Origin of the sequence: Fibrella arboris, assembly GCF_041321095.1 — a bacterium.
Taxonomy (GTDB): domain Bacteria; phylum Bacteroidota; class Bacteroidia; order Cytophagales; family Spirosomataceae; genus Fibrella; species Fibrella arboris.
The window spans coordinates 274,205-281,406 of sequence record NZ_JBGGWE010000009.1; the positions used below are offsets into that span (position 1 = coordinate 274,205).

Below are 7,202 nucleotides of genomic sequence, written 5' to 3' on the forward strand. Positions count from 1 at the left end.
CGATTTCCCTGTTCATCGGTTTGCCTGATGTTTACTAACCAACAGCCCTATACCCCTATTCTATCAATGACAACCGATGAGCTTCGGGCCATACAGGTGCCGATCAAACAACAGTATCAGCAACAGCCAGAAACGGCGATGATCACCCTCCAGGCCGAAGGCTCGCTGGGCGATAAAGTTTCGTGTAATGTGGGCGCGGGCAAGGCGATCGTGCAGGCGGGCCTGCACCCGGCTACAGGCGGTAAGGGTGACCTGGCCTACTCGGGCGATATGCTCCTCGAGGCGCTGGTTGCCTGCGCGGGCGTGACGTTGAAAGCTGTGGCTACAGCCATTGGCGTCACCATACACTACGGCGTTGTTCGGGCCGAAGGCGATCTGGATTTCCGGGGTACGCTGGGCGTAGCGAACGAGGCACCGGTTGGTTTTCAGGCGATCCGGCTCACGTTCGAGCTTGACACCCATGCTACCGAAGAGCAGGTTGAAACCCTGGTGAAGCTGACCAAACGAGACTGCGTCATCTATCAGACCCTGCAGCATTCGCCGACCCTGGCGTTATCCGTCGACACCCTGGCGGCTTCCTGACAGGTACGTTAAACATTGATAGGATTGTGCATGCAGTCGATACGATTGCTCAACTGGACTTGAACAATTCAAGCAAACTTTGTGACGATTCAATTATCAACTGATTCAGATCGTCTATATGGAAACCCTTGAACTAGTAGAAACCCACGCTAACCGGCCTAAATTCCGGTCGCATTACGACAACTATATCGGCGGCAAATGGGTACCCCCCGTAGATGGAGAGTACTTCGAGAATACCTCGCCGGTTGATGGCAGCCTGATCGCGAAAATGCCCCGCTCAAAAGCGGCCGATATTGATCTGGCGGTCGATGCGGCGCATAAAGCCTTTGCTACCTGGGGTAAAACGTCGGCTGCCGAACGCAGCAAAGTGCTGCTTCAGATCGCCGATGTGATCGAGAAAAACCTGGCGTTCCTGGCCCGCGTTGAAACGGTTGAAAACGGAAAAGCCCTCCGCGAGACCATGGCGGCCGACCTTCCCCTGTGCGTTGACCACTTCCGGTATTTTGCCGGGGTGATTCGGGCCGAAGAGGGTTCTGCTACTGAACTCAACGCCGACACGCTGTCGCTGATCATTAAAGAGCCGGTGGGCGTGGTGGGCCAGATCATTCCCTGGAACTTCCCGCTGCTGATGGCCACCTGGAAACTGGCGCCTGCGCTGGCGGCTGGTTGCTGTGTGGTGATCAAACCAGCCGAGCAGACCCCTACTTCACTGGCCATCCTCTTTGAATTGCTGGAAGATATTGTGCCGGCGGGCGTGGTAAACATCGTTCAGGGTTTTGGGCCGGAAGCGGGTAAGCCACTGGCACAACACAAGCGGATCAACAAGGTGGCCTTTACGGGCGAAACCACCACGGGCCGTCTGATTATGCAGTACGCCTCGGAGAACCTGATTCCGGTCACGATGGAGCTGGGAGGCAAGTCGCCCAACATTTTCATGAAATCGGTCGGTGATGCCGACGATGATTTCTTCGACAAGTGCGTGGAAGGCGCCGTGATGTTTGCCCTGAACCAGGGGGAAATCTGCACCTGTCCGTCGCGCTTGCTCGTCCACGAGGCCATCTACGACAAGTTCATCGAGCGCGTTATTGCCCGCACCAAAGCTATCAAACTCGGTCATCCGCTCGACCCCGACACCATGATGGGTGCGCAGGCCAGCAACGATCAGTACGAGAAAATTCTGTCGTACATCGATATCGGCAAGCAGGAAGGTGCCGAAGTGCTGACCGGTGGTGGCCCGGCCGACAGTGTTGAAGGCGGTTATTACATTCAGCCAACGATCTTCAAAGGCAACAACAAAATGCGGATTTTTCAGGAAGAGATCTTCGGGCCGGTATTGTCGGTAACGACGTTCAAAGATGCCGACGAAGCGGTTGCCATCGCCAATGACACGCTTTACGGTCTTGGCGCGGGCTTCTGGTCACGCGATGCGCACGAACTATACACCATTCCCCGGCAGATTCAGGCGGGTCGTGTGTGGGTGAACTGCTACCACGATTACCCGGCGCACGCACCCTTCGGCGGCTACAAAAAATCAGGCTTTGGCCGCGAAAACCACCTGATGATGTTGAACCACTACCGCCAGGTGAAAAACCTGTTGATCTCCTACAGCAAACAAAAACTGGGATTCTTTTAATAAGGCGGAAAGGGAGTAAGGGGGGAAAGGAGGAAGGGGAAGCTCTGCGCATAAAAACGATCCGTAGCAGAGCCTCCCTTTCCTCCTTTCCCTCTTACTCCCTTTCCGCCTTATTTCTTACCCCTTTCGTTATGACCACCCAAACGATTTCCCGCATTGATATTACCCCGGCGGCGGCCGATGTTATTGCCAAACTGAAGGCACAACATGGCGAGTTGATGTTTCACCAGAGCGGTGGCTGCTGCGATGGCTCCTCACCCATGTGCTTCGAGAAAGGCGACTTTATCGTTGGGCAGTCAGATGTGTGGCTGGGCGAGATCGAAGGCTGCGATTTCTGGATGGCCGAAAGTCAGTTTGACTACTGGCAACACACGCACCTGACCATCGACGTCACGCCTGGCCGCGGAGCCAGTTTCTCGCTCGAGATTCCGATGGGCGTTCGTTTCCTGATTCGCTCACGCCTTTTTGAGGAAGACGAACTCGCGCAGTTAACGCCCATCCGACTTGGGGGGAATTAAGTTGTGGGGGGAGGAAAGGGAGGAAAGGGAGGAAAGGGAGGATGGAGGAGAGGGTAGCTTTGCAGACCAGAACGATCCATTGCAGAGCCCCCCTTCCTCCATCCTCCCCTTCCTCCATCCTCCCTTTCCTCCATCCTCCCTTTCCTCCATCCTCCCTTTCCTCCCTTTCCTCCCCTTCACACATACCTCGTCCACGTCACTTCGGGGTGTTCGGCTTTGTAGCGGCCATACCAGGCACAGAGCGGGTAGAGGGCGATGACCAGCGCCAGCCACACGGCGTATACGGCGGGCAGGTCTAGCCCTGCGGCGGCTGGTCGCCCGAAGCTCATAGGTCCAAGCGGCATATCGCTGATCGAATAGCCTTGCAGCAGGATCATGATGATCATGGCCCCTTTCACCAGATACCAATGAAGGAGGTAATAAAACAGGGGTACCTTTCCGTACACCTCCAGCCGACGAGCCAGCCAGTTCCTGCTACCATCGAACAGGGCAAGCAGTAGGAACATAATGCCGAGGGTAAACGCTGTGTACAATAACGACGGCGGATATTTGCTGACATTCAGGAACGACAACGCCGTGAACACCCCGCTTTTCTGCACCGACCAGGGCGCAACATCGCCGTATATATTCAGGAAGCGCAGCAGCAGGAATAAGGCAAGCGAACTCAAACCGATCGTTAAAAATTGCGCCTTCCGCTCTGCCAGCGGTTTGGCAAACAACGGACCGCAACCGTAGCCAAGCAGCATGATGCCAAACCACGGTACGATGGAGTAGCCAACAAGTAGGGAGAAGTTGGGGCTGACGGCAAAGAAGTCGAGTCGGAACAGCAGCGCCCAGCCCAGCCGTGCCGCCGGATTGGTAAACGTCGGCACCAGCAGCAACAGATCGTGCAGGAAAACGATGAAGAGACCTGCCATAAGCAGGCTACGTACCTGGAACCGGATTAGCCACGACAGCAGCACCAGCCCCGCGCCGATCACGAAGATCACCTGCAACATCATCGACCGAAACTGAATGTCGGTCCAGAAGGCGAAGTTGATCAGGGTTACCTCCAGCAGAATCAATACAAGTCCTCGCTTCAACAAAAAGCGACCTCGCTCGGCCAGACTCCGACCAGCCCTGTTACCCGCTGTGTCTAGTTCAGCATCTTTCTGAACAGACAGATACACCGACGTACCTGCCAGAAATACGAACGTGGGCGCACACAGATGCGTAACCAGGCGCGTCAGGAAAATGGGCGCGGTGGTAGTGGCCAGATCCGTAGGATTCTGCGTCAAGGCTGGAATGTGGAGCAGATCACGAACGTGGTCCAGTGCCATAATGACCATAACCAGTCCCCGAACCGTGTCAATTGTAGCGAGTCGCTTCATGCTGCTGAAAAACAGGGTTTAGAGCAGCAACATACACGAAATCTGATTTCCCCACTAGCTTATTTTTCACACGTACCTGGTCCATGTCACTTCGGGGCGTTCAGCCTTGTAGCGGCCATACCAGACGCAGAGCGGGTACATAGCCACAACCAGCATGAGCCAGACAGCGTAGGTCATTGGCAACGATACCCCCGCCCCTTCCGGCCTACCCAGGTTCAACGTACCCAGCGGCATATCTCTGAACGAATAGCCCTGCATCAGAAACATCCCGATCATGGCTCCCTTCGCCAGATACCAGTGAATGAGGTAATAAAACAGGGGCACTTTCCCATACACCTCCAACCGCTGAGCCAGCCAGCTTTTACGTCCGTCGAAAAAGGAAAGCAGCACGAACATGAGGCCAAGCATGAAGGCTGTGAAAATCAGCGAGGGCGGATTTTTAGAAACGTTCAGAAACGAAAGCAGGGTAAATACCTGATCGTTTTGAACCGCCCAGGGACGGGCATCACCGTACCTATTCAGCAACCGAAGCAACAGAAACAGGCCTACAGTACCCAGCCCAATTCGGAGAAACAACGCTTTCCGACCGGCTTGCGGCTGGCTAAGCAACGGACCGCAGCAGTAGCCCAGCAACATGATCCCGAACCACGGCACAACCGGATAGGCCAGCAGCAAGCCGAAGTCAGGGCTAATGGCAAAGAAATCCTGCCTGAACAACAGCGCCCAAACCAGTCGGGCTGGTTCGTTGGCGAACGGCGGCACCAGCCTGAGCAGATCGTGCAAGACGATGATAGCCAAAGCAATCACGGCCAGGTAACGTACCTGGAACCGGTGCAGCCACGACAATAAGATCAACCCGGCACCGATTGCAAAAATGACCTGTAGCATCAGGGTCCGATACTGAATGTCGGACCAGATGGCCAGGTTAATCAACGTCACCTCCAGCAGAATCAATACGAGGCCCCGTTTCCGTAGAAACCGACTTTTTTCGAGCAGACGTTCTTCCTGCGTTTCGCCTGCGTTGAGCGATAGGTACACCGACGTGCCGGCCAGGAAAACAAACGTTGGCGCACAGAGATGCGTAATTAGCCGGGTAAGAAAAACAGGTACGGTCGTGGTGCTTAAATCCAGCGGATTCTGGGCGACGGCGGGCAGGTGGATGAAATCACGGACATGGTCGAGCGCCATGATGACCATGACCAACCCGCGAACCGTATCAATTGTAGCAATTCGTTTCATGTCGATTGGAATAGGATCGACAAGATTCAAAAGGTTTTGACAGGATGTACGGGATGAACCGAATTTGTTTTTGACGTACTTACCCCGCCAGCGTCGACACGCTTTCGCCAGGTTCGTTGGGGTGGTGCGGCTCCGGTTCCACAGTGGCTTTCCCACGCGAAAAGGAAACAGCCGCCGCCGTCAGAATCAGGCCGGTCATGACCCAGTAGACCAGTCGCATACCGGTTAGTTGCGCTACAGGGCTCATGGCATCGACGTGGTACGTTTGGGCGTAGTAGTTTCGGGCGCTATACCAAACCGCCGCCGAGAGCGCAATACCCACCACCAGCCCCATGTTGCGCATGAAGGCAATGACACTACTGGCCACCCCCCGTTGCGCGAGTGGAGCCGCATTGAGTGCACTGCTGCTATTGGGCGATTGGAACAGGGCAAACCCCAGACTGACCAGCGAACTGCGCCAGACCACGTTGTGCCAGCTCCAGCCGGTTTCCAGAAACGAAAACGAGAAGTAGCCTATTGCCGTTATCAGCAGACCCGTACTCGCCAGCCAGCGCGTGCTGACCCGGCTGGACAGGTAGCCCCCAATGGGCGCCACAATGCTCAGCGTCAGCGGGCCCGATAAGAGCACCAGTCCGGCTGTTTGTGGTGAAAAACCGAGTAGCTGTTGCAGAAAGAACGGGATAATGAACAGGTTGCCGCCCGAGGCCACAAAGCCCAGCCAGGCCGCCAGGATCGCCGATGTATAGGGCCGGATCCTGAACAGGCTCAGTTGCAGCATGGGTACGGGTGTGCGCCCTTCCCAATAAAAAAATAGCCCCAGCAACACGAATCCACTACCCAGCAGGCCCAACACCAGCGGGTGCTGCCAGCCATAATCAGCTTCGGGGCCAAAGTCGAGGCCCGTCAGCAGCGTGGTTACACCAACCAGAAACAACCCCGCCCCGACCAGGTCGAACGGCTGGCGGGGTAGTTTGGGGCTGCGGGGCAGGACCACCGAGGCCCGCCAGATGGCAATGAGCCCGATGGGGACGTTCACGAAGAAAATGCTCGACCAGCCAAATTTGCCCAGCAGCAAACCGCCTACGACCGGCCCTGTGCTCGACCCCGCCGCCACAATAGCGCCCATCAGCCCCAGGGCCTGACCGCGTTCTTTCGGACTAAACGTATCGGAAATGATAGCCGGGGCAATGGCAAAAATCATGGCTGCACCCAACCCCTGAATGACCCGAAAGCCGACCAGCGACAGAATATTCCACGACAAACCACACAGGAGCGAGCCCAGCACGAAGATGCCGAAGCCGGTGATGTACATGGGTCGTCGTCCCAGCCAGTCAGACAGTTTCCCCATGATGAGCAACGTGCTGGTGGTGGTGAGCAGGTAGCTCAGAACGACCCACTCAACGCTGTCGCCCGCGTTCAGGTCGCGGCGAATGGTGGGTAACGCAATGTTGACAATGCTGCTATCGAGCGTAGCCATGAACGTACCGAAGGCCAGCGTAGCCAGCACCAGCCATTTGTTAGGCGTTACGGGTGGAGAAAGGGTTGTATCAGTTACCACGGAATAAATCAATTGAGGGGTTAGTTTGTAACCCCTCAATCCACTCCGATGTTTGGGTGATGAGGAACAGGTTGCCACCGAGGTGGTGCCCCTGACGGGGCGGGGGATGGAACGATTGGGACGGTGCTACCGATGTTGCGCCCCTGACGGGGCGGAGGTGGCGGAACGGGGCCGGGGGGTACCGAGGTGATGCCCTTGACGGGGCGGTGGTGGAGGAACGATTGGGGCGGGGATGTAAACCGGGGGCCGTCAGGGGCACCACCTCGGTAGCAACATACCAAACGTTCCTCCACCCCCGCCCC

At 56.3% G+C, this 7,202-nt stretch carries 7 protein-coding genes; 3 read left to right on the forward strand and 4 right to left on the reverse strand.

What is annotated here, in order from left to right; all coding sequences use genetic code 11:
- The first annotated feature begins 27 nt into the window (after positions 1 to 27).
- The 3 genes from ACAW75_RS17255 to ACAW75_RS17265 all read left to right on the forward strand — a co-directional run bounded on the left by ACAW75_RS17255 (position 28) and on the right by ACAW75_RS17265 (position 2,733).
- Positions 28 to 582, forward strand: coding sequence for an OsmC family protein (locus ACAW75_RS17255; protein ID WP_370729989.1), 555 nt, complete (start codon positions 28 to 30; stop codon positions 580 to 582).
- Positions 583 to 700: 118 nt separating this feature from the next.
- Positions 701 to 2,215 carry an aldehyde dehydrogenase family protein gene (locus tag ACAW75_RS17260; RefSeq protein WP_370729990.1) on the forward strand — a complete coding sequence of 505 codons (1,515 nt, stop codon included), beginning with the start codon at positions 701 to 703 and terminating at the stop codon, positions 2,213 to 2,215.
- Positions 2,216 to 2,346: 131 nt separating this feature from the next.
- On the forward strand, positions 2,347 to 2,733 hold the full coding sequence (locus ACAW75_RS17265) for a DUF779 domain-containing protein (protein ID WP_370729991.1): 387 nt from the start codon (positions 2,347 to 2,349) through the stop codon (positions 2,731 to 2,733).
- A gap of 176 nt (positions 2,734 to 2,909) precedes the next feature.
- Here ACAW75_RS17265 and ACAW75_RS17270 read toward each other — a convergent pair whose 3' ends face one another.
- The 4 genes from ACAW75_RS17270 to ACAW75_RS17285 form a co-directional block, all read right to left on the reverse strand.
- A complete protein-coding gene (locus tag ACAW75_RS17270; RefSeq protein ID WP_370729992.1) occupies positions 2,910 to 4,103 on the reverse strand; it encodes an acetyltransferase domain-containing protein in 1,194 nt (397 codons plus the stop codon).
- A gap of 66 nt (positions 4,104 to 4,169) precedes the next feature.
- On the reverse strand, positions 4,170 to 5,342 hold the full coding sequence (locus ACAW75_RS17275) for an acetyltransferase domain-containing protein (protein ID WP_370729993.1): 1,173 nt from the start codon (positions 5,340 to 5,342) through the stop codon (positions 4,170 to 4,172).
- A gap of 79 nt (positions 5,343 to 5,421) precedes the next feature.
- On the reverse strand, positions 5,422 to 6,900 hold the full coding sequence (locus ACAW75_RS17280) for an MFS transporter (protein WP_370729994.1): 1,479 nt from the start codon (positions 6,898 to 6,900) through the stop codon (positions 5,422 to 5,424).
- On the reverse strand, positions 6,890 to 7,202 hold a 313-nt coding region (locus ACAW75_RS17285; RefSeq protein WP_370729995.1), incomplete at its 5' end, for a hypothetical protein. The genes ACAW75_RS17280 and ACAW75_RS17285, both read right to left, overlap by 11 nt.

Bases quoted from the DNA above. Each gene is read 5' to 3' on its own strand.
- ACAW75_RS17255 (WP_370729989.1), top strand. From the start codon at position 28: ATGTTTACTAACCAACAGCCCTATACCCCTATTCTATCAATGACAACC.
- ACAW75_RS17260 (WP_370729990.1), top strand. From the start codon at position 701: ATGGAAACCCTTGAACTAGTAGAAACCCACGCTAACCGGCCTAAATTC.
- ACAW75_RS17265 (WP_370729991.1), top strand. From the start codon at position 2,347: ATGACCACCCAAACGATTTCCCGCATTGATATTACCCCGGCGGCGGCC.
- ACAW75_RS17270 (WP_370729992.1), bottom strand. From the start codon at position 4,103: ATGAAGCGACTCGCTACAATTGACACGGTTCGGGGACTGGTTATGGTC.
- ACAW75_RS17275 (WP_370729993.1), bottom strand. From the start codon at position 5,342: ATGAAACGAATTGCTACAATTGATACGGTTCGCGGGTTGGTCATGGTC.